This window comes from Oricola sp., assembly GCF_022763245.1.
GTDB lineage: Bacteria > Pseudomonadota > Alphaproteobacteria > Rhizobiales > Rhizobiaceae > Oricola.
In genome coordinates, this window is sequence record NZ_JALEGV010000012.1 from 664,829 (window position 1) to 687,186 (window position 22,358).

16 protein-coding genes and 1 pseudogene are annotated in these 22,358 nt (G+C 60.3%); 2 read left to right on the plus strand and 15 right to left on the minus strand.

Annotated elements, in window-relative coordinates; translation table 11 throughout:
* Positions 1-64: 64 nt before the first annotated feature.
* Complete coding sequence (locus tag MRY80_RS07515; protein ID WP_293289567.1) at positions 65-1,309, plus strand: malonyl-CoA decarboxylase; 1,245 nt, start codon at positions 65-67, stop codon at positions 1,307-1,309.
* A 9-nt stretch (positions 1,310-1,318) separates the two neighbouring features.
* Complete coding sequence (locus MRY80_RS07520; protein ID WP_293289569.1) at positions 1,319-2,872, plus strand: malonyl-CoA synthase; 1,554 nt, start codon at positions 1,319-1,321, stop codon at positions 2,870-2,872.
* A 615-nt stretch (positions 2,873-3,487) separates the two neighbouring features.
* Here MRY80_RS07520 and MRY80_RS07525 read toward each other — a convergent pair.
* The 15 genes and pseudogenes from MRY80_RS07525 to MRY80_RS07595 all read right to left on the minus strand — a co-directional run.
* Positions 3,488-3,688, minus strand: a pseudogene (locus tag MRY80_RS07525) (transposase); the annotation flags it as partial.
* A gap of 160 nt (positions 3,689-3,848) precedes the next feature.
* Positions 3,849-4,682, minus strand: coding sequence for a hypothetical protein (locus MRY80_RS07530; RefSeq protein ID WP_293289571.1), 834 nt, complete (start codon positions 4,680-4,682; stop codon positions 3,849-3,851).
* 8 nt (positions 4,683-4,690) lie between these two features.
* Positions 4,691-5,977, minus strand: coding sequence for an AAA family ATPase (locus MRY80_RS07535; RefSeq protein WP_293289573.1), 1,287 nt, complete (start codon positions 5,975-5,977; stop codon positions 4,691-4,693).
* Positions 5,978-6,552: 575 nt separating this feature from the next.
* Positions 6,553-7,071: a DUF2478 domain-containing protein gene (locus MRY80_RS07540; protein ID WP_293289575.1), complete on the minus strand. Its 519-nt coding sequence runs from the start codon at positions 7,069-7,071 to the stop codon at positions 6,553-6,555.
* 12 nt (positions 7,072-7,083) lie between these two features.
* Positions 7,084-8,364: a gephyrin-like molybdotransferase Glp gene (glp, locus tag MRY80_RS07545; RefSeq protein ID WP_293289577.1), complete on the minus strand. Its 1,281-nt coding sequence runs from the start codon at positions 8,362-8,364 to the stop codon at positions 7,084-7,086.
* Entirely contained in the window at positions 8,361-8,978 is a 618-nt protein-coding gene (locus MRY80_RS07550; protein WP_293289579.1) for a carbonic anhydrase, read from the minus strand. Before MRY80_RS07550 ends, glp begins: the two co-directional genes overlap by 4 nt.
* 4 nt (positions 8,979-8,982) lie before the next feature.
* Positions 8,983-9,540, minus strand: coding sequence for a hemerythrin domain-containing protein (locus MRY80_RS07555; RefSeq protein ID WP_293289581.1), 558 nt, complete (start codon positions 9,538-9,540; stop codon positions 8,983-8,985).
* Positions 9,503-10,210, minus strand: a complete 708-nt coding sequence (locus tag MRY80_RS07560; RefSeq protein ID WP_293289583.1) for a peptidylprolyl isomerase — start codon at positions 10,208-10,210, stop codon at positions 9,503-9,505. Before MRY80_RS07560 ends, MRY80_RS07555 begins: the two co-directional genes overlap by 38 nt.
* A gap of 206 nt (positions 10,211-10,416) precedes the next feature.
* Entirely contained in the window at positions 10,417-11,163 is a 747-nt protein-coding gene (narI, locus tag MRY80_RS07565; protein WP_293289653.1) for a respiratory nitrate reductase subunit gamma, read from the minus strand.
* 11 nt (positions 11,164-11,174) lie between these two features.
* The gene (gene narJ, locus MRY80_RS07570) at positions 11,175-11,894 is read right to left on the minus strand and encodes a nitrate reductase molybdenum cofactor assembly chaperone (RefSeq protein WP_293289585.1); all 720 of its coding nucleotides are present in this window, start codon (positions 11,892-11,894) and stop codon (positions 11,175-11,177) included.
* Positions 11,894-13,417: a nitrate reductase subunit beta gene (gene narH / locus MRY80_RS07575; RefSeq protein ID WP_293289587.1), complete on the minus strand. Its 1,524-nt coding sequence runs from the start codon at positions 13,415-13,417 to the stop codon at positions 11,894-11,896. Before narH ends, narJ begins: the two co-directional genes overlap by 1 nt.
* Positions 13,414-17,148 (minus strand): nitrate reductase subunit alpha, encoded by a 3,735-nt coding sequence (locus tag MRY80_RS07580; protein WP_293289589.1) that lies wholly within the window; start codon positions 17,146-17,148, stop codon positions 13,414-13,416. The genes narH and MRY80_RS07580 overlap by 4 nt, the downstream gene beginning before the upstream one ends.
* Positions 17,149-17,211: 63 nt before the next feature.
* Entirely contained in the window at positions 17,212-19,953 is a 2,742-nt protein-coding gene (locus MRY80_RS07585) for an MFS transporter (protein ID WP_293289591.1), read from the minus strand.
* A gap of 601 nt (positions 19,954-20,554) precedes the next feature.
* Positions 20,555-21,163: an RES family NAD+ phosphorylase gene (locus MRY80_RS07590; protein ID WP_293289593.1), complete on the minus strand. Its 609-nt coding sequence runs from the start codon at positions 21,161-21,163 to the stop codon at positions 20,555-20,557.
* Entirely contained in the window at positions 21,163-21,852 is a 690-nt protein-coding gene (locus tag MRY80_RS07595; RefSeq protein ID WP_293289595.1) for an XRE family transcriptional regulator, read from the minus strand. The genes MRY80_RS07590 and MRY80_RS07595 overlap by 1 nt, the downstream gene beginning before the upstream one ends.
* Positions 21,853-22,358: the final 506 nt, after the last annotated feature.

Sequence of the window (22,358 nt, forward strand, 5' to 3'; positions counted from 1 at the left end):
CAAAACCGATCTGTTTGCACTCAGAAAATTGACCCCTGACGCCCGTTGAAAACCGAGAGTCGCGATGAGTTTCCTCGCCGAGATCATGTCTACGCTGTTTGACCGGAGGCTCGGGCAGCGGATCGAAATCGGCGGCGATGACCGGTCGATCGAGGACATCTGCCAGGCGCTCGCGAATTCCGCCGCGGAGTCTTCCGCGGCCGTTCTGGGTGGCAGCATCCTCGGAAAATATGAGGAACTCGACGATACGGGAAAGCTCGCCTTCTTCCGCTTCATCGCCCACGAAATGACCATCGACGCGGATCGCGTGCGGGAAGCGCTCGCCCTTCTCGAAAAGGGCGCCACGCGCGAAACTTACGGCGCGTTCATGGAAGCCGTCGAGCCGCCGCGCCAGGAGCTCATCCGTCGGATCAACCGGGTGCCGAACGCGACCGGGAAACTCGTCCGCATGCGGCAGGACCTGCTGCGCCTCGGATCCGGCGAACCGGACCTCCAGGCGCTGGACCTCGATTTCCGCCACCTCTTCGCGTCCTGGTTCAATCGCGGCTTCCTGGTGCTGCGGCGGATCAGCTGGGAGAGCCCGGCTCATATCCTCGAGAAGATTATCGCCTACGAGGCCGTCCACGCCATCGACAGCTGGGATGAACTGAGGCGTCGTCTGGAGCCGCCGGACCGGCGCTGCTTTGCATTCTTCCACCCGGCCATGCCGGATGAACCGCTGATCTTCGTCGAGGTCGCCCTGACGAGCGGCGTCCCCGGCAACATTCGGACGTTGCTCGCCGACGACCGTGAGCGCCTGAGGCCCGAGGATGCCGACACCGCCGCCTTCTATTCAATTTCCAACTGTCAGGCCGGCCTCTCCGGCATCTCCTTCGGCAATTCACTGATCAAGCAGGTCGCGGCCGATCTTTCCATGGAACTGCCGGCCCTGAAGACTTTCGTCACGCTCTCGCCGATCCCCGGGCTCTGCAAGTGGTTGGAGCAGATGGGCGCGGCATTGGGGCCCGACGACGACCTCATCCTGCGGGCAGCCGCCCGCTATATTCTGACAGCCAAACGCACGGACGGCCTGCCGCTTGATCCGGTGGCGCGGTTTCATCTCGGCAACGGGGCCGAGGTGCATGCGGTGCATGCGGGCGCAGACCTCTCGCCCAGGGGACAGGAGCAGTCCGCAGGCGCGATGGTGAACTATCTCTATGACCTGCCGAAGGCCTCGCAGAACCAGGAGCGGTTTGCCGCCGCCGGCAGGATCGCCGCCTCCGCACAGGTGAAATCACTGGCCGCTGCGGCATTCGAATTGCAGACCTGAGGAGAGCCAATGCCCAATCCACTTTACGACCGGCTGTTCGGACGCCACGCAGGCAGGACGACGCCGTTCCTGCATCTCCCCGACGGCACGGCGGTCAGCTACGCGGACTTCCTCTCCGACGCCGCCCGGATGGCGAACGTGCTGGTCCAACGCGGCCTCGAACCGGGCGATCGGATCGCGGCCCAGGTCGAAAAGTCGCCGGACGCGCTCGCTCTCTACGCAGCCTGCGTTCAGTCCGGCATCATATTCCTGCCGCTGAACACTGCCTACACGACCGAGGAGCTGGCGTATTTCGTCGAGGACAGCGGATCGCAGCTCGTGGTCTGCGACAGCGGCAAGGAAGCCCAGCTCACGGATATGGCAGAAGCCCTCGGCGCAAGCATCATGACGCTTGACGCGAACGGCACCGGCACGTTCGCCGAAGCGGCGAATACCATGCCGTCGACATTCGCGACCGCGCCTCGCGAGACGAACGACATCGCCGCCCTCCTCTACACTTCGGGCACCACTGGCCGCTCCAAGGGCGCCATGCTGACCCAAGGCAATTTGCTGTCGAATGCCGAAACGCTGGTGGAGTGCTGGCGCTTCGATCAAGACGACGTGCTTCTGCACGCGCTGCCGATTTTTCACACACACGGGCTTTTCGTCGCGACGAATGTCGTTCTGATGGCCGGCGGATCGATGATTTTCCTGCCCAAGTTCGACGTCGATGACATCATCGGCCAGCTTCCCGCTGCGACGTCGATGATGGGCGTGCCGACCTTCTACACGAGGCTCCTCGACCATCCCCGGCTGACGCCAGACCTGGTCGCCCATATGCGGCTCTTCACCTCCGGCAGCGCCCCGCTCCTGTCCGAAACCCATGTCCGCTTCGAAAAGGCGACCGGCCATAGAATCCTCGAACGATACGGCATGACCGAGACCAACATGAACACGTCCAACCCGTATGAGGGCGAGCGGCGTGCCGGCACGGTCGGGTTTCCCCTGCCCGGCGTCGAGTTGAAGATAACGGATCCCGAAACCGGGGAGGAGCTCGCCCAGGGCCAAGTAGGCCAGATCGAGGTACGCGGTCCGAACGTTTTTGCCGGCTACTGGCAAATGCCCGAAAAGACAGCCGCAGAGCTGCGCGACAACGGGTTTTTCATCACCGGAGACCTCGGCCGGATCGACGAGGACGGTTATGTCCACATCGTCGGGCGAAACAAGGATCTGATCATTTCCGGCGGGTACAATATCTATCCGAAGGAAATCGAATTGATTCTCGATGAACAGCCTGGCGTCATCGAGAGCGCCGTGATCGGCGTACCGCACGCGGACTTTGGCGAATCGGTGGTTGGGTTGATCGTGCCCAAGCCCGGGGAAACGCCGGATCTGGAGGCGATCAAGTCAGCGGTCGGAAACCGCCTCGCCCGTTTCAAGCAGCCCCGGAAACTGCTGCTCTTGGACGATCTGCCGCGTAACACCATGGGCAAGGTCCAGAAGAATGTCCTGCGCGACGCCTACAGCAAACTGTTCATGGATGAACCGGCTGCTCGGCAGGACGTTGAGGCCGGCTCCAAGTGAATGCCCACTTGGCGTTCCCTGATTGCAGCCGGTCAACGGAAGCCGAAAGTAGGAAAGAAAAATCGTCGGCGCAACGTCCGTACGTCGGCCTTGACTGAAGACCGTTCAGGTTCCCCTTACTCCCACTCCATCATATCTCAAAGTTATAACTGTTTGATTTCATAAGCGGTTTTCGCGCAGGCAAACTCGCGTACCGGCAGAAATACCGTCGAAACTTAAGTGATTGTTTTGACATCGTTTTTCGATATTCACGTTTCCGTGAGCAACATTAGGTTTGTGCAATCAAACCCACTGTTTCAAGTTCTGCACTTGACCTTACAGCTTTGCGTTCTGGTTGCGAGAGCGCGCAACCACCGATACCGACATTCATTACTAGTGGTCATCTAATACGCAACCTGGCCCCGAGAACTCATGTCACCATCGGTTCGAAGGAAGATCGTATGCCTAGGTGCCAGGACCAATGAACAGAACGAGACTGGGACGGCGGCCAGGCCGCCCGGGTGTTCCGCGACTTCATGTGGTCGACCAAGGAAAGTTGGCCGCGCCGCAGGCGGGTCGTCGCCAAGGCCAGTGCACTACACTGGGCCCCAATCCGCGCTTCATCGTCATCTCGCTCTTCAGGTTTGCATTCTCTTCCTCGAGCGCCTTCAACCGCTTGGTGTCCGATACGTCCAAGCCGCCGTACTTCTTGCGCTAGGTGTAGAACGTCGCATCAGAGATGCCGTGCTTGCGGCACAGTTCGGCTGTCGACATGCCTGCCTGGTGCTCATTTGGGATGCCGGTGATCTGTTCTTCCGAGAATCGTGAACATTTCATTGCCTGTCTCCTTTGTTGAGGAACAAGCTAACCCAAAATCGGGAACATCTCAGGGTAGCAGGTCAAGCGCAACGTTTCTATGGGAACTTGTTCGTCCATGCCGTGAATGATGATGACTGCCTGCTTCACGGGTTTCGCCGCCTTTCCCTATTCACACTGTTTAAGGGATGTTCCATTCAACCCGCATGAAATAGCGCACCATGCCGGCGAACGGCTGCGGCGCGTGCGTCATGTCGTGCATGATATCCTGGACGTCATCGCGCACGCTGCCTGTCGCCACATCGGCGATGTTCTTAAGTTTCAGCAGTCTCTCGTACGTCTGCCAGCGCAGGAACAGAAGCTCGTCGCGATTGAGGTCGATTACATTTTCAGCCGCTTTAGCCGCGGCCTGCGCCTTGGGACTTGCGTCGCGCGCCTTGATCCATACCTCCTGCAGAACTTCGTCGGCCTCCCAAGCGAACAAGGGTTCGGGATCGACGTAGTATGGATTGGGTAGATCGCCTTGCTCTTGGGTGGCTAGTTGGATGAACTGTGCCACCATCGCTGTATCGCGCGGTTCCGGCACGGTTGCCTCCGCTAGCGCCAGGATTTGCGCTTCGGTCATGTTTTGCGCAAAAATGGGCGCCGGCACGCGATTACCGGAAAAGCCGTGCGTATTGCTTTTCTTGCCGTTGCACACGCGGCAACTGAAGAGGAAGTTCTCATAGCAATAGGCCATCCACCAATAAGCGGACTTAGGCCGGAAATGCTCAATATCGCCGAAATAGACCGCCGATGTCGGCGTTTCGCAAAACGCACATTTACCCGACGTTTCTGCCTGAAGCTGCGGCTTTGCTTTCTTCCAGCGGCTGGAAGAGAAGAGCTTTTTCTTGACCGCCGTATCGCCGAGCGTGCCGTTAAAGGCCTCGGTGAAAAGCTCTTTCAGGTCATCCCTACGATCGGGGTCAAGGAAGCTTGAATGTATGGCCGTGCGATCGTGTGTGAGGCTGATCATGTCCGACCTCACTCTTCTCTAAGGCGGCGTTCGATCTGAGAGGTGGTTGCATCCAATTTGTCGTAGAACTCCTGCAACACTTCGTTGCCAAGCGCATCGGTACGCTTGCGACTGCTGGGCAGCACTTCGAGCATCTCTTCCGCCTGATCCAATTCTTTGGCTTCGCTGTCGCTCAGTTCCGAGCGTGCCTTGCCAGATAACTCACGATAGATGTCCTTGCTTTTCTCAATTTCCCAGGAATCCAACGAACTGATCTTGAAGCCGAGGTCGTAGATTTGGTGAAGACGCAACTTGGAAGGATCGCCAGGAAACGTTGTAGCAGCCACACGGTTCTCTTCACCGCGCGTTAAGACCATCGCCTCGCCTTCGTGTGCCTGCTGCAGAGTCAGCGCAGAGTGTGTCGTGGCCAGAATTTGGAAATTCGGTAGCGTGTTGCTCAGGAACTGACGCAGTCGCCGCTGCCATGATGGGTGAAGATGGGCATCGATCTCATCAATGAGCAAGATCCCGCGCGCATTGAGCGGATTGTTGTGGTGTGAGAAAGCATCGGTTACTCGATAGAGAAGATCTCCGATCCAAGCGGCGACATTCTGATAGCCGTCACTAAGTTGTTCCAACGGCATCTCGCCGTCTAGCGTCTGGAACATCAGGGTTTTTTTGTCTTTGTCGATCCCGAGGAACCCAACGTCGGGCATCAGTGTATTGATGGAGCGCCGAACGACATCCAGCCCGTCTTCGCCGCGCCGGTAGTCCAAGTCCATAGCCCACTCTTGAATCGGATGGACCGCAATATTCGTGTCGAACAGCGTCGCCAGACCATGCGCACGTACAGGTATGCGCTGGCTGGAGGATGCAAACCCCGGGTCGGTATTCAAACGCCGGTAAGGACCATATCCGACCGCGAAATAATTCTGATCGGCGTGCTCCAGCGCATCGTCCAGCGGAGCCAGCCCATCCAAATTACGCCGTATCAGGCTGGTGGGACCATCATCCGCCTTAATTACCAACTCTATGTCCCGCGGTTCCCAGTCACTCGTGCGCAGTCGTGCCGCGATGCGCCCCTGCTCTGTCCCCCGACGCACCCAGCTTGAAGGATTGCCGATAAGGTGGGTGATGCTGTCCGAGCCGGCAAGCAGTAAGCCAACCGCTTTCAGTACGGTCGATTTACCTGTGCCGTTTTCACCGACGAACAGGCTCCATTGGCGCACATCCTGCTTGTCGTCTTCGGTAACGAAATTCGCTTCGAACGTGGATAACGAACGAATATTTTCTATTGCAATGCTTTCAATGAACATCAGTTGGTTCGTTGGGTGCCAGGTTAATCGAAAATCGGAAGCTTGTCTTCAGCCGAATAAATATACAACTATTTCATATTTGTCTCAATCAGGCGATTGCGACTACTTGAACATTTTACGTTCGAGATTCGCGAAAACCCATAGTGCTTCGTCAGTTTCCATGCCTAACTTACGCGCTCTCTGCCCTACCTTTTAGAAACTTAGTCATAAAACACTCCATAATGCCACTGACCACGAGGCCCATACGCGTAATCAGTTACGATAACTGAGAAGTATCGTAACGGCCTCGAACCTAGAACGCCTATCACATTCCGTTTAGGCGATCTTCAATCGCGCCGATCGAAACAAGAACATCTTCGAATTCAGGTTCACCTGCGCCGTTTTAGCCGAAACGCCAGAGTCCATCTCTTTTTTGCCGGACCGTACGGATTCGCCTTCTTTTTAGGCCAGAACCACAAGTCTTATGGTCCCTCGACAGTCTATAAATGGGACTTTGAAGGCCTGCGATCTGGCGGATCTTACCCGCCGCTCGTTGAGCCCGAAAACGTGGCAACGAGCGCATCGCCGGTCAGCCGCTAGGCTGCCGCCGCATCACCGGTGATTTCCGAACTCAGCCAATCCTCCAGAACCGGAAGTTCCGGAACGAGTTCGGTCGCAAAGCCACCGACAAAATCAAGAAACGCATCCTGGTTTAGCCGGTTGATACCGACAAGAACGGGAATATCCCTCGCAAGGGCATCCGCAATTACCGGTCTGAAACCACGCCCCTCAGCCTCGTGCTTGCCGAATTTGTTCACGATCAGGCAATCGGCACCCTTGAACAGCTCAGCCTCTACAAGTCCTACTGCGGTTTCAAGCGCAGCGGGATCGAGCCGACACCCTCGGGACGCACGCCCGAGCGCCTGGGAAATGCGAATGGTGCCCCCGTCCGGCAATATCTTGACGTCCATATCACAGGGGCCGGCGTCAGACTCGGTATTGATCTGGACTGTGCCTACGGGGCGATGACCCTGCTCGATGATCGAGCAAGCCAAAGCATGCAATACCAGATCCGTATCGCCCCGCCCCGGCGCCATCGTGTATGCAAGTTTCATCTCATTTGGTCCTTACGTCTGGTGGAAAGGCTGGAACTCGATCAGTGCCCCTTCAGGCAGATGTTCCGCTTCGGCCGGTATGAACAGCAGGCCACTCGCGTCGGGCAGTCTCGCCACATGAGCAGAACTGACAGTATCGTCGAAGTCCACGACCTCGCGCCCTTGACCATCAAACCCCACGATGCGCGCCGGCCGAATTTCGCACCGTCCCGGCTTACGGTAGATTTGCTTTCCAGCCACGACGTGGCGCCGGTTGCGCGTTCCGCGCAGTCTTCCCGAAAGAACATCGAGCAGCGGCAATCCGAAAACATACCAGGTTGCGAACGCCGACTGGGGATTGCCGGGCAGGCCTAGCCAAACCGCTTTCCCAAGCCGTCCGAAACTCACCGGCTTGCCGGGTTTGATAGCGACGCCACTGAAATGGATATCTGCCCCCAGGGCCTCCAGGACCGGCTTGACGTGATCTTCCTCTCCCACCGAGATCCCGCCGGTCGTGACGATCAGATCGACGGTTTCAGCCATGTCAGCAAGACAGCGGCGCAGTTCGGTGCGGTCGTCCACGCCTTGCGTGACCTTGACCAGATCGACGTCCGGTCGCGAGAGTTCAGAACAGAGCATCGGCGTATTCACGTCCCAGATCTGGGCGGCTTGACGACTGGAGCCGGTATGCCGGATCTCGCTGCCGGTCACGAGCAGTCCAACCCGCAAGGCGCGGCGGATATGGACGCGGGCCGCACCGGCGGCTGCACAGGCAGCGATTTCGCGAGCCCCGAGCCGCACTCCGTCCCGCAAAACAATCTCGCCGAGACGCATGTCGTCACCTGCGCGGCGGATATTGTTTCCGGGCAGCGGACGCCGGTCCAGAATGACCGTGGCGCCGTCGCGTATGACACTCTCCTGCTTTACAACGGTATCTGCTCCAGGCGGCACTGGTGCGCCAGTGAGTATCCGGGCGGCCGTTCGGCGGGAGACTTGTCCGGCCGCCACTTCGCCGGCGGCAATGCGCTCCACGACCGACAGCCTCCAAGGGCCGCCACCCTCCAGTGCCGTGCTATCGAGTGCGTAGCCGTCCATTGCGGCATTGTCGAAGGGTGGGGTCATCGCGACCGCCCGCACCGGCTCCGCAAGAACGCGCCCTGGCGCCGAGGAGAGCGGCGCAGTCTCCGTCCCGTCAACCGGCGCGGCGTTCTTTGCAATGCGCCGCAAGGCCTCATCGATAGAGATAAGGGGTGACGCGGCGTCGAACACCTCGCATCCGCAACTCCCGGTGTCGATCCTCTGCACTATCGTCATCGCGCCGTCTCCTCGACGAAGTGGCCCGGTCCGGTAGAGCAATCGAGATTGCGCAGCCTACCGTCCTTCAGACCGTAAATCAGTCCATGCACGCGGACATCTGCGCCGCGTGCCCATGCTTTCTGCAGTATCGGCGTCTCCGATACGCGTCTGACCCCTTCGATGACGTTCAGTTCAGCCAGCTTGTCGCGGCGATCTTCATCATCTCCACAAGCGGCGAGATCCACCGCGTAGGACCGCGCAAGCCGACGGATCGGTTCGAGCCAATGGTCCGACAGACCATGCGGCAGGTCTTCCGTGGCAGCCTTGACCCCGCCACATCCATAGTGCCCGCAGACGATGATCTCGCGCACTTTCAATGCTTCTACCGCGAATTCCAGTGCCGAGAGCAGATTCAGATCGGCCGAGTGCACCACGTTGGCAACGTTGCGGTGAACGAAGACCTCGCCGGGATCGAGACCCGCCACCACATTCGCCGGCACGCGGCTGTCCGAACACCCGATCCAGAAGAACTCCGGGGCCTGCAACGCGGCAAGGCGCGCGAAATAGCCAGGGTCAGCGTCATGACGCGCGGCGGACCATTCGATGTTTCGCGCAAGCAATGATTCCAGCATGACATCACGCTTGCATGTCGGCGATCCGTCGCTGGATCATGGCGTTACGCAGTCGGACGATATCCTCTTCCGTCAATCTCGCCTGTGCGATGGGCAATACGATCGCGTTCTCCACGATCAGGTGGCGGCGGAGGCGGTCCGCAAAGTCGCGCAGAAAGGCCGCTTCGTTGTCCTTGGCTGGTCGCTTGTCATCGTGCATCTCCCTAAGCATCGAACGGAGGCGCGGGCATGAGTTGCCAAGCGCTTCATGCTCGGCCTTCAATCGCTCGAGCGTTGGTCCGATGTCATCTTCCGGGGTGCACCGGACCAGGAGCATCCCGCGCAACTCGTCATCCTCGTCATGGATCAGCAGTCCGATTTCGTGATCGAGAAAATGCAACAATCGCGAGATTTCGACCGGGCCCGGTGACGGGCTTTGCGAAACCTGCTCCATTTCCTCACAAACCGCGCGCATATGCATGTGATCCTCGCGGATGAACTCAAGAGGATTCTGAAGCAAATTCAGATCGGTCGGATCCCGTTCGCTACCGCCGCGTCGTGCGTTGGACAATTGGCCCTTCATGATCTCCTCCCTGTGTGCGGTTTCCGATCTCGGCGCCGGAAATTCGGGCAGAAGCGACGAGCCGATCCGCAAATTCCCGGGCGTTGCGTGCCCAGGCCGCCTTTTCCATCGCGTCGGCAATCTTCGATCGCACTGTCTCGTAGGGGAGTGCCGCGCCCTCAGCGATCGCATCCATACGGATGACGTGCCAGCCGTGACGGGTGAGCACCGGCTCAGATGTGATTTCACCTTCTCTCATCTCGCGCAGCGCGGCTTCGAACTCGGGCACCGTGTCACCCGGGCCGAGCTGTCCGAGCGCACCACCCGAAGTCTTGGATCCGCAATCGCTGTGCGCCGATGCCAGCCTGGCGAAACCTTGCGGATCACCCTCCACTCGTGCGGCCAAACTCGTCGCGCGCGTGAATGCGGCGTTGCGTTCGTCATCATTGCGCGGGTCGCAGGCGCACAGGATATGGGAGACTTCCCAAAGCGGCGGCGCACGGAACCGTTCCGGGCCACGCGCCCACTCAGCCCGGATTTCATCCTCGGTTGGTGGCGAGACTTCAACCGCGACCTCGAGAAGGCTTCGGATCAGGGCCTCCTCCTCCGTTTCGAAGCGCCCCGGCCCGACCTCGGCCGGTTCGGGCCGTATTCCTCGCTGCTTCGCCTCCTGGAGCAGAAGCGTGCGCATGGCGACGGCATTCGCCGCCTTGCGCCACGCGAGCCCCGGTTGATTTTTGGGAGCTGCGTGATTCTGCACCTCCGCAGCTATTACCTTCGTCGGGACAGTCACCCCGTTGACCACGAGGGGTTCCGGATTGTCTGCGCCAGTCCGAACGGTCGATGTTCCGGCATCGTGTCGCGGGTTTGCGGTTGATAGGACCGTGACCATAGTCGTCACTCCGCCGGTTGCTTTGCACTCGCCGGCGGATTCGATCCGCGTGCCGACAGCACCGCTTGCCGGCGTGTGCGGACGATTTGGTACCCCTTGCGAGCGAAAAGATAACGAACGGGAGCAGCAAAACCGGACAGAATGTGCACCAGACGGGTGAAGGGGAAGACGAGAAAGATCGTCAGTCCCAGGACGATGTGAAGCTTGTAGATCAGCGGCACATGCGCGATGTGCTCGGCCGCTCCGGGCTGGAATGTGAAGATGCCCTGCGCCCACTCCATGAACAGGATCACCTCGCCGTGCTCGGCCGTGGCGATGGACCAGGGCACGCTGATGAGGCCGAGCGCCAGTTGTCCGATCAACATCAGCAGGATCGCGATGTCCCAGAAGCTGGAATTCGTGCGGATGCGCGGATCGACCAGGCGGCGATGCGCCAGCATCACTCCGCCCACGATCGCGGCGATGCCGGCGATCCCGCCCGCGATGGCAGCGAGCAACTGCTTTGCCTCGGCGTGAATGCCGAACGCTTCGTAGATCTCGTGCGGGACAAGCAGTCCGAAGAGATGACCGAAGAAGATGACCAGCACACCGACATGGAATAGCACCGAACCGATCATCAACTGCCGCCGCCGCAGCATCTGGCTCGACGACGATTTCCAGGTGAACGGGTCCCGCTCGTACCGCGCGACAGAGCCGATGAGCAGCACCGCCAGGGCGATGTAGGGATAGATTCCGAAGAAGAAGTTGTTCATTTCAGCCTCCGTTACTCGGCCGCCGCCCGGGGCGCGGGATTGATCGGAAGGTCCATCTGCGCCAGCATGTCTCGCACCTGCGGGCATCCAGCGTTCGGATCCGGGCCGAAGCGAACCTCGCTTTCCTCCCAGACCTCGTCGAGTGCCTCGAGATCGTCGGCCGCGATGTCGGGCTGGTCGAGCAACTCGGCCACGACCTCCTTGTCGGCTGCGGCACCGGCAAGCTGGAAAAGGGCGGCGAACACCGCTCCATAGGGGCTCTCCCGCCGGACAAGCCGTGTATTGAGGACCTCGAAAATATGCGCGGCGTCCGCGAGTATTTCCCGAGCCTCGTCTGCGGGACGCGTGGACAGAAACTCGAGAAGGACCGGAAGGTGATCCGGCAGTTCACTGGTCGCTGGCTCGAAACCCTTCTCACGATAGGTTTCGACCAATGACACCATTGCGCCGCCGCGATCCCGGCTTTCGCCGTGAACATGTTCGAACAGGTTCAGCGACAGCGCGCGCGAGCGGTCGAAGAGCATCACATACTGCTCTTCCAGGTCGTAGATGTCGCGCGTTTGCAGCTCGTCCAGCAATGGGCGAAGCGCACGCCGCGCCGCCGCTGTCAGCCGCCGCTCCGCCGACAGGACGCCACCGATTTCCGGCATCGCCTGCTGCAGCTCCTTCTTGGGATAACTCAAGATGAGCGACAACGCCTTGAGGGTGCGATCTTGCAGAACGAGGGTCATCAGCGCACCTCCTGCGGCATTCTCAGCGGCTTTTTGGAGCCTCCGAAGAGCGACCCCTTGGAGACGCCGGTGGAACAACCGTTGCCGTCGGTGAAGCCGCAACCGCCGCGCAGGTCGTAGGCTTCCTCAACCTGTTCGCGGTGCGTCGTGGGAATGACGAAGCGGTCTTCGTAGTCCGCCAGCGCCATGATGCGATACATGTCCTCGATCATCCGCCCCGTGATGCCGACGCGGGTGGCGATCGCCTCGTCGGTCACACCCTCGACGCTCTTGGCGCGCATATAGGCGCGCATGGCCAGCATCCGCTCCAGCGCCTGGGCAATCGGCTTTTCGTCGCCGGCCGTCAGCATGTTGGCGAGATATCTGAGCGGGATGCGCAGATTCTTCACGTCCGGCATCGCACCGTCCATGCCGATCGCGCCCGCTTCGGCCGCGTTCTGGATCGGGCTGAGCGGCGGAATGTACCAGACCATCGGCAGCGTCCGGTATTCGGGATGCAGCGGGAACGCGACCTTCCATTCCATCGCCATCTTCCAGATCGGACTTTCCTGCGCGGCCTTGATCCAGTCCTGCGGGATACCCTGCTTCTGCGCTTCGGCGATGATGGCGGGGTCCTTGGGATCGAGGAACACGCCGAGTTGGGCGTCGTAGAGGTCCACCTTCTCGGCCGCGTTCGCGGCCTCCTCGATCTTGTCGGCATCATAGAGCATCACGCCGATGTAGCGGATGCGACCGACGCAGGTTTCCGAGCAGACGGTTGGGTTGCCGCTTTCGATCCGGGGATAGCACAGCGTGCATTTCTCGGACTTTCCCGTAGACCAGTTATAGTAGACCTTCTTGTAAGGGCAGCCTGAGACGCACATGCGCCAGCCGCGGCACTTCTCCTGGTCGATCAGGACGATGCCGTCCTCCTCGCGCTTGTAGATCGCGCCCGAGGGGCACGACGCCGCGCAGGCCGGGTTCAGGCAGTGCTCGCAGAGCCGGGGGAGATACATCATGAAGGTGTTCTCGTATTCCCCGTAGATCTGCTTCTGGATTCCCTCGAAATTGTAGTCCTGCGACCGTTTCTCGAATTCGCCGCCGAGGATCTCCTCCCAGTTCGGACCCTTCTCGATCTTCTGCATCCTCTCGCCTGAGATTTTCGAGCGCGGGCGCGCCGTCGGGAACGCCTTGCCCTCGGGCGCCGATTTCAGGTGGTCGTAGTCAAAGTCGAACGGCTCGTAATAGTCGTCGATCTCCGGCAGATCGGGGTTGGCGAAGATGTTCGCCAGGATTCGCCACTTTGCCCCCTGCTTGGGCTGGAGCTTGCCGGACTTCGTCCGGGTCCAGCCACCGTTCCAGCGGTCCTGGTTCTCCCAGTCCGTCGGATATCCGGTTCCGGGCTTGGTCTCGACATTGTTGAACCATGCGTATTCCACGCCGTCGCGGCTGGTCCAGACGTTCTTGCAGGTGACCGAACACGTGTGACATCCGATACATTTGTCGAGGTTCAGCACCATGCCGATTTGCGCACGAATCTTCATTCCGCTGCCTCCTTCGGGGTCGCTTCATCGTCGAGCCAGTCGACCTTGTTCATCTTGCGCACGATGACGAATTCATCGCGGTTGGAGCCCACGGTTCCGTAGTAGTTGAACCCGTAGGATTGCTGGGCATAGCCGCCGATCATGTGGGTCGGCTTCAGGACCGCCCGGGTGACCGAGTTATGGATCCCGCCGCGCAGGCCGGTCTTCTCCGAGCCAGGCGTGTTCACGATCTTTTCCTGAGCGTGGTACATGAAGGTCGTTCCATCCTTCATGCGCTGAGACACCACCGCCCGCGCGGTCAGCGCGCCGTTGGCGTTGTAAAGTTCCACCCAGTCGTTATCGACGATGCCCGCCTTCGCCGCGTCGTTTTCGGAGATCCAGATCACCGGACCGCCGCGATTGAGCGTCAGCATCAGCAGGTTGTCGGTATAGGTCGAGTGAATGCCCCATTTCTGGTGCGGCGTGATGAAGTTCAGCACGACATGCGGTTTGTCCTTGTCGGTATGGATCGCATCGGTGACGGTCTTGAGATCCACCGGTGGCCGGTAGGACATGAAACCCTCGCCGAAGGCCCGCATCCAGAGGTGATCCTGATAGAGCTGCTGGCGGCCGGTCAGGGTACGCCAGGGGATCAATTCGTGGACATTGGTGTAACCGGCGTTGTAGCTGACATGCTCGCTTTCGATGCCCGACCATGTCGGCGAGGAGATGATCTTGCGCGGCTGGACGGCGATATCGCGGAAGCGGATCTTGTTGTGATGCTCGCCCTCAGCCAGATGCACATGATCGCGCCCCGTCGCCTTGCCAAGCGCCTCCCAGGCCTTGACCGCCACCTCGCCGTTGGTTTCAGGCGCCAGCATCAATACCACCTCGGCGGCGTCGATCGCGGTGTTGATCGCGGGACGTCCCTTTGCCGATCCGTCGAGCCGCTCGCCGTTCAGCGCCTTCAGCGCGGCGACCTCGTCCTCGGTATTCCAGGAGATGCCCTTGCCGCCATTGCCGAGCTTGTCGAGTAGCGGGCCAAGCGCGGTGAAGCGGTCATAGACCGCGGAATAGTCCCGCTCGACCGCGATATAGTTCGGCGCGGTCTTGCCCGGGATCAGGTCGCATTCGTCCTTTTTCCAATCCTTGACCTGGTCCTGCGCAATCTCTGCAGGGGTGTCGTGCAGAATGGGCAACGCGACGACGTCGGTTTCCTGACCCAGATATCCGGGCACCACCTCCTGGAACTTCTTCGCGATGGATTTGAAGATTTCCCAGTCGGATTTCGACTCGTAGGCCGGGTCCACCGCCGCCTGCAGCGGGTGGATGAACGGATGCATGTCCGAGGTGTTGAGGTCGTCCTTTTCGTACCAGCTCGCCGTCGGCAGAACGATATCGGAGTAGACGCAAGTGGTGGACATGCGGAAGTCGATGGTCACCAGCAGGTCGAGTTTGCCGCGCGGAGCGTCCTCGTGCCATTTCGCCTCCTTGGGAAGCTGTCGGCCCTCCTCGCCCATGTCCTTGCCCATCACGCCATTGTCGGTGCCGAGCAGGTGCTTGAGGAAATACTCGTGCCCCTTGCCTGACGACCCAAGCAGGTTCGAGCGCCAGACGAACAGGTTGCGTGGCCAGTTGGCAGGATCATCCGGATCCTGGCAGGACATTTCCAGCGCACCGGATTTCAGCTGTTCGGCGACATACGGGGCGAGGTCCTTGCCCGCCTTCCTGGCGGCTTTCGCCACCTCCAGCGGGTTGGTCTTCAGCTGCGGCGCAGAGGGTAGCCAGCCCATCCGCTCGGCTCGGATGTTGTAATCGATGAGCCCGATGTCCCAATCGCCCTCCGGCGCCGTCGGCGAGAGGATTTCGCCCGCGGTCAACGTCTCGTAGCGCCATTGGTCGGTATGGGCATACCAGGCCGAGGTCGAATTCATGTGCCGCGGCGGCCGTCCCCAGTCGAGCGCAAACGCCAGGGGAAGCCAGCCGGTCTGCGGGCGAAGCTTTTCCTGGCCCACATAGTGCGCCCAGCCGCCGCCGGACTGACCCACACAGCCGCACATCACCAGCATGTTGATGATGCCGCGGTAGTTCATGTCCATGTGGTACCAGTGGTTCATCCCGGCGCCGACAATGACCATGGACCGGCCACGGGTCTTTTCGGCGTTGTCGGCGAATTCGCGGGCGACATGGATGATCTTGGCGCGGTCGACGCCGGTGATCTTCTCCGCCCAGGCAGGAGTGCCCGGGACGTCCTCGTCGTAGGACTGGGCCACCCATTCGCCGCCCAGGCCGCGATCCAGTCCGTAGTTGGCGCAGAACAGGTCGAAAACGGTGGCGACGGCGATCTCACCGCCCTTCGTCTTGATCCGTTTCACCGGCACGTTTTTGGTCAGGACGTTGGGGCGTTTGTCGCCGGTTGAGAAGGCTTCGGTCGCGTCGGCGCCGAAATAGGGAAAATCGACTCCGAGCACGTCGTCCTGGTCGCTGTCGAGGACCAGAGACATCTTCAGCCGGGTTTCGGCTCCGGCCGCCTTTTCCTCGAGGTTCCATTCGCCCTGCTCACCCCAGCGGTAGCCAATGGAGCCGTTGGGCGCGACCAGTCCGCCGGAGGACTCGTCGACAGCGACGGTCTTCCATTCGGGGTTGTTGTCCTCGCCCAGCTTGCCGTCCAGGTCGTCCGCCCGCAGAAAGCGTCCCGGGACGAAGGATCCATTCTTCTCTTCCAGCTTCACCAGCATCGGGAAGTCGGAATATTTCCGGCAATACTCCTCGAAATACTCGGCCTGCCGATCGAGGTGGAACTCACGCAGGATGACATGGCCAAAGGCCATCGCCAGCGCCGCATCGGTCCCTTGCTTGGCGTTCAGCCACACATCGCCGAATTTCGCGGCCTCGGAATAGTCCGGGCAAATCACCGCGGATTTGGCGCCCTTATAACGCACCTCAGTGTAGAAATGCGCGTCGGGCGTGCGGGTCTGCGGGACGTTGGAGCCCCAGAGCAGGAGGTAGTTGGAATTGTACCAGTCCGCGGATTCCGGCACATCTGTCTGCTCACCCCAGGTCATCGGCGAGGCAGGCGGCAGATCACAGTACCAGTCGTAGAACGACATGCAGGTCCCACCCAAGAGCGACAGGTAGCGGGTGCCGGCCGCATAGGAGATCATCGACATCGCGGGAATGGGCGAGAAGCCGAAGATCCGGTCGGGCCCGTAGGTCTTGGCCGTATAGGCGTTGGCGGCGGCAACGATTTCGGTCGCCTCGTCCCAAGTCGCGCGGACAAAGCCGCCCTTGCCGCGGGTCTCGACATAGCCTTGGCGCAGGATCGGGTCGTTCTGGATCGCGGTCCAGGCCTCGATCGGGCTCTTCGTCTCGCGCATCTTGCGCCAGACCTTCATCAGCTTGCCGCGGATCAACGGATTCTTCACCCGGTTGGCGGAATAGAGATACCAGCTGTAGGAGGCGCCGCGGGCGCAACCGCGCGGTTCGTGGTTCGGCAGGTCGGGCCGGGTTCGCGGGTAATCCGTCTGCTGGGTCTCCCAGGTGACTATCCCGGATTTTACGTAGATCTTCCAGGAACAGGACCCGGTACAGTTCACCCCGTGGGTCGAGCGCACGATCTTGTCGTGTCGCCAACGGTTTCTGTAGGTGTCCTCCCAGTCACGATTCTCACGCGTGACCTGGCCGTGCCCGTTGGAGAACTGTTCCGTTCCCTTCGACTGGAGGAAGTTCAATCTGTCGAGAAGATGGCTCATCTGGCTGTCCTTTCGTGGGGCGTGGGTCCGGGCGACCTTGGCAGCCGCCCGGATCGGGCATGGTTATTGAGCGGGCGCAGGGGCGGGCATGGCTGGCTGACCGCGCCGTTCCAGCTCGTGCAGGAGACCGCCGCGCCGCGTGTAGTAGGCCCAGGTGATGGCCAGGCAGACCGCGTAGAAGATCAGGAAGGCCCAAAGCGCGCCGACGGGTGATCCGGTCATCGCGATCGAGGTGCCGTAGGCCTTGGGGATGAAGAAGGCCCCATAGGCGGCAATCGCGCTGGTGAAGGCGATGATTGCCGCGCTTTCGCGCTCCGATTGCCGGCGCAGCATGTTGCCATCCAGTTCCGGCATCAGACGCGGCACTTCACGGCCCATGATCGCGGGGATCATCTGGAACGTGGAGGCGTTGCCGACCCCGGTCAGGAAGAACAGTGCCATGAAGGCGGCGAAGAAGCCGGCAAAGCTGTCTGCGCCAAGCGATGCGATCACACCAAACACCGCGACGATCATGCCCGCAAAAGTCCAGAACGTGACTCGCCCGCCACCAAAGCGGTCACTGATCCAGCCGGTGCCCGCGCGGCTGAGTGCGCCGACAAGCGGTCCGAGGAACACATACTGCAGGGCGTTCACCTCGGGGAAAGCGAGTTTGGTCAGCAGCGGGAAGCCCGCCGAGTAGCCAATGAAGCTACCGAAGGTGCCCGTGTAGAGCACGCACATCAGCCAATTGTGCTTGCGGCTGAAGATGATCGCCTGCTCGCGGAAGCTCGCTTTGGCGTCGGCGATGTCGTTCATGCCAAGCCAAGCCGCGACCGTGGCAAGCAGAATGAACGGCACCCAGACAAAGCCCGCGTTCTGCATCCAGAGTTCGCCACCGTCCGTCAACGTCTGCGGTGCGCCGCCCATGGCGCCAAATACGCCGGCGGTGATGACGATCGGCACGAGGAATTGCATGACCGAGACGCCGAGATTGCCCAAACCCGCATTCAGCGCCAGCGCATTGCCCTTTTCCGCCTTCGGGAAGAAGAAGGCGATATTCGCCATCGAAGAGGCGAAGTTGCCGCCTCCGAAGCCGCACAACAGCGCCAGGGTGAGGAAGATCAGGTAGGGCGTGTCAGGGTTTTGGACCGCATATCCGATACCCATTGCCGGCAGCAGCAGCGAGGCGGTCGAGAGCGTCGTCCACAGCCGGCCACCGAAGATCGGCACCATGAAGCTGTAGAATATCCTGAGTGTGGCGCCTGACAGGCCCGGAAGCGCCGCCAGCCAGAAGAGCTGTCCGGTCGAGAATTCGAACCCGATGGCGGGCAGCCGGGCGACGACCATCGACCAAACCATCCAGACCGAGAAGGCGAGGAGAAGCGCCGGGATCGAAATCCACAGATTGCGGCGGGCGATTCCGCGGCCCTTCTCCTCCCAGAATGTCTCGTCTTCGGGCTGCCAATCTTGCAGGACCCGCGGCATCTCCGTCTTGCCCGGAACATGGACCTCCTGCAGTTCCGGGACCGTCGGCAGCGTATCGAGTTCCTTGCCGAGCGCGGCGCGTTCCATTGCGCGGATCGACAGGTGCATCCAGGTCAGCATGATCGCTACCAGGCCGACAAGGATCGCGAAGCACGAGGTATAGATCCCCGTCAGATCGAGCGCTGCACCGAATACGATCGGCAGGACAAAGCCGCCAAGCCCACCGATCATGCCGACGAGACCGCCGACCGCGCCGACATGTCCGGGGTAGTAGACCGGTATATGCTTGTAGACGGCCGCCTTGCCGAGGCTCATGAAGAAGCCGAGGCCAAACAGTATGATGATGAAGGGCCAGAAATCCAATTCGGTCGAGAAGGCGATCGGTCCGTCCTTGCCCTGTACGACATAATCTGTCGGCGGATAGGACAGCATGAACAGGAAGATCAGGCTGAAGCCGAAGGTCCAGTACATCACCGTCCGCGCGCCGAACTTGTCGCTGAGATGTCCGCCATAGGCCCGGAACAGTGAGGCCGACAGGCTGAAAGAGGCGGCCGCCATGCCGGCTGTTTTCACGTCGACGCCATAAACGTCGATCAGATAATGCGGCATCCACAGCGCCAGAGCTACGAAACCGCCGAAGACGAAAAAGTAGTAAAGCGAGAAGCGCCACACCTGGAGATTTCTCAAGGGCGCGAACTGCTCCGCAAACGACGGCGCGCGGGTGCCCTTGGCCCGGCGTTCAACGAGCTCCGGGTCGTCTTTGGCGAAGAGGAAGAACAGGATGCCGATGGTGGCCAGGCCCGCGGCCCAGACATATGCGACACCGTGCCAGCCATAAGCCACCATGACGAAGGGTGCGACAAACTTGGTCACTGCCGCACCGACGTTGCCAGCGCCGAAGATGCCGAGTGCGGTGCCTTGATGACCGGCATCGTACCAGCGGCTGACATAGGCGACACCGATAATGAATGAGCCGCCAGCGAGACCGATGCCCAAAGCCGCAACCAGGTACATGGCGTAACTATCGGCAAGCGTCAGTAACCAGGTCGCCACTGCCGTCAGCAGCATCTGCGCCGAGAAGACCAGGCGTCCGCCATACTTCTCCGTCCAGACGCCCAGAAACAGGCGCGTGACCGATCCGGTCAGAATTGGGGTCGCGACAAGCAGGCCGAACCGGTTGCCGAGCGCTGCCGGAAAGGCGTGGGCATTGGTCTGCTTCCCAAATACCTTCGGGTCTGAAGCCCCGCAGTAGCGACACGCCGTCCGTTCGCCAAGAAATCGTCTTGCGCGGCCCGGTTCGACAAATTCCTGGACGATCACATCGTACATGTCGTGCACCATTTCGAAGTCTGTTGCCGTCTACTGTTCGACAAAGAGGCATTTGGGGACGCTCTTGTGTTCCATATCCCCGGGTTCAATCTATGAATGATTGAAGACAACGGAAGGGAACCCAAGATGCCGATCCCAAAATACGCCCAACGCACAAGAAGAAGCAGGCTCGTACAGATTGTTTGCCGTGGAAGTTGCGGTGGAACGCGATATGCCGAGGTATCGACGGATCACTGGTCTGGCCAAGGGCCGAATGAAGATCCTGAGCTGTTCGCGATCTGCCTGAAATGTGGCTACAAGGCCCGCGACAGCTACAACTGGATCAGGGTCTGATCCCCGCCGCTCATTGCTATTTTGGAATCCCCGGGAGGGGAAGGCCTTCCCCTGCGGCCGAGCCTGTCGTCTCGACCGACCCCTTCGAGCGGGGGATTCCCCGGCAACGCCCCCTTTTCAGAGTAAGAGTGTGGACGGGTTTGCCGTGACGGGATGAGAACCGGAGGAGAGGCCTCCGGCGCCCGGCGCGATCGGACCAATCTTTATTCCGAGATAACCGCTAAGCGACGCCGGAGAACTCGAGCCTAAGTAGCAGATGACGTCGGGACAGCAGGCCTCCTCAGACCAGCGCCACCAGCAATTCCCGCAACACCGATGCCAGCCCCGGTGCGCCCAATAGGGGAACCACACGTTTTGCTGCCAACTTGGAAACCGCCCGATCAAAGACCGCGAGGTTCACATGGCCGTTTAGCCGAGAGGGATAGATGATGCCATCCGGCAAAGATTTATGCACATAGAATGCCAGCGACCAGGCACGAGCAAGGCTCTGTCGCGAAGCTTTCGCGACGTCGGAGGGCACACCCATTCGAATGGCATGATCGTCACGCAAGTCGACGAGACGCAGTTCTTCTATCGTCTCGATCTCGGCAAACCGGCGGGAGTGAATCTCTATTTCCTCAATCGGGAGGTCGCCGATTTGCCCATCTCGGCGATCACGAAGGAGAGCCTCCAGAAAGCAGACCTGCAAGGTCTCACCCAGATAGAGAACTCCGAACCGGTTTGCAGCGATCCGGCGCCTCGGATCGCTGAATCGGCTCGGGTTTTTTCCGAAACCTAGCGGATTCGGGTAAGCATCAAGGTAGATGCGTCCGAACCGCTTTTCGGCAGGAACAGTTTCGATATCGAGCTTTGCGTTCTCGAAGCCGGCGGGCGGCGCAGTTGCTGGCATTACCTGAAGTCACCGTGAGCAATACCCTTGGCAGCCTCGATAACCTCATCAGGCTTCTTACTCCGCAACACATCGAGTCCGGTTAGCCCGTTGAGACCGCCTTGTGGTGTCACCAGAAATCTGTAGACGGCCCAGGCACTGCCACCGAGGATTTGCTGGAGTTCGGGCAGCGCTTCGAACGGACGGCCATCATCATCAAGTTGCCATACAGGGAAGCGGAACCCCCTCTTGGCCCCATCGATGCCTAGAAGCTGGCCGTTTTGACGCCGTGAGTTGACCGTCACTCTGGACACGCCCAACAGGTCCGCGAACGCCTCTGCGGTGAGCATGTCGTCTGCGGCAACGATTTCGGAGACACGCTTTTTCCCGCGAGCTCGGGCTTCCCTCAAGGCTGCCTTGAGGTCCGCATCCGGCTCCCCGACCTGTTCGACGGGAAACCCATCCGCGACCGCGCCTGGCAGTTCCTCGACAACTGTGATGGTTTGCGCTCCAGCTTCTGGGTCGACATCGACCCGAAAGCTGACCCGGTGCCCGGCCTTCTTGCTGCGACGGACTGCCTCGCCGTATTGCTCGATAAGCGCTTTTTTGAACGCCGCAATTCCAGCGAGCTTTGTCGAAAACGCAACGTTGGGTGACCCGACGCGGCCGGATTTTCGACCGCGCTTCTCAATAGCTTTAGCGGTAGACATGATCTTGGTGCTCCTTCACCGCCAATATGGGCTACTTGTGTTAATTCGTCAAATTCGTAAAGCTCGTAAAGTATCGTGAGGCGATTCACCTGCAGCACGACTGGAGCTGCCGTGACAAGGTTCCCCTGCTGACAAACCTGAGACCGCTCGCCTATCATTGCTGGATGAGGACGAGAACATATGAGTTCGACAGGTTCGAAAAGCGACGCATCCCTTCACCGGGCGCCTGCATCTATTGCAGCTCGGCATTCTCTCACAACGAGCTCACCGACGAGCACACCATTCCGTTCGCACTAGGCCACGCTGATCTTCGAGAAAGCGTCGTGCAAGCCCTGCGCGGCAGCTATTCAACCCTATGAGCAGGAGGTGCTGAAGAAGCAGCTCGGCGATTTTCGGCTGCAAGTCGATGTGACCTGCCACTGAACTTTCATCCAGCGGCGATTAGAGCCTCGTCCGTTTCTGTTACGCCGTAGGGCGCGGGTTGAGCAACTGGTGAAGACGCGTAG

What these genes read in the sequence shown, in the direction of transcription:
- MRY80_RS07515 (WP_293289567.1), top strand. Translation starts at nt 65, where the DNA reads ATGAGTTTCCTCGCCGAGATCATGTCTACGCTGTTTGACCGGAGGCTC.
- MRY80_RS07520 (WP_293289569.1), top strand. Translation starts at nt 1,319, where the DNA reads ATGCCCAATCCACTTTACGACCGGCTGTTCGGACGCCACGCAGGCAGG.
- MRY80_RS07530 (WP_293289571.1), bottom strand. Translation starts at nt 4,682, where the DNA reads ATGATCAGCCTCACACACGATCGCACGGCCATACATTCAAGCTTCCTT.
- MRY80_RS07535 (WP_293289573.1), bottom strand. Translation starts at nt 5,977, where the DNA reads ATGTTCATTGAAAGCATTGCAATAGAAAATATTCGTTCGTTATCCACG.
- MRY80_RS07540 (WP_293289575.1), bottom strand. Translation starts at nt 7,071, where the DNA reads ATGAAACTTGCATACACGATGGCGCCGGGGCGGGGCGATACGGATCTG.
- glp (WP_293289577.1), bottom strand. Translation starts at nt 8,364, where the DNA reads ATGACGATAGTGCAGAGGATCGACACCGGGAGTTGCGGATGCGAGGTG.
- MRY80_RS07550 (WP_293289579.1), bottom strand. Translation starts at nt 8,978, where the DNA reads ATGCTGGAATCATTGCTTGCGCGAAACATCGAATGGTCCGCCGCGCGT.
- MRY80_RS07555 (WP_293289581.1), bottom strand. Translation starts at nt 9,540, where the DNA reads ATGAAGGGCCAATTGTCCAACGCACGACGCGGCGGTAGCGAACGGGAT.
- MRY80_RS07560 (WP_293289583.1), bottom strand. Translation starts at nt 10,210, where the DNA reads ATGCGCACGCTTCTGCTCCAGGAGGCGAAGCAGCGAGGAATACGGCCC.
- narI (WP_293289653.1), bottom strand. Translation starts at nt 11,163, where the DNA reads ATGAACAACTTCTTCTTCGGAATCTATCCCTACATCGCCCTGGCGGTG.
- narJ (WP_293289585.1), bottom strand. Translation starts at nt 11,894, where the DNA reads ATGACCCTCGTTCTGCAAGATCGCACCCTCAAGGCGTTGTCGCTCATC.
- narH (WP_293289587.1), bottom strand. Translation starts at nt 13,417, where the DNA reads ATGAAGATTCGTGCGCAAATCGGCATGGTGCTGAACCTCGACAAATGT.
- MRY80_RS07580 (WP_293289589.1), bottom strand. Translation starts at nt 17,148, where the DNA reads ATGAGCCATCTTCTCGACAGATTGAACTTCCTCCAGTCGAAGGGAACG.
- MRY80_RS07585 (WP_293289591.1), bottom strand. Translation starts at nt 19,953, where the DNA reads ATGGTGCACGACATGTACGATGTGATCGTCCAGGAATTTGTCGAACCG.
- MRY80_RS07590 (WP_293289593.1), bottom strand. Translation starts at nt 21,163, where the DNA reads ATGCCAGCAACTGCGCCGCCCGCCGGCTTCGAGAACGCAAAGCTCGAT.
- MRY80_RS07595 (WP_293289595.1), bottom strand. Translation starts at nt 21,852, where the DNA reads ATGTCTACCGCTAAAGCTATTGAGAAGCGCGGTCGAAAATCCGGCCGC.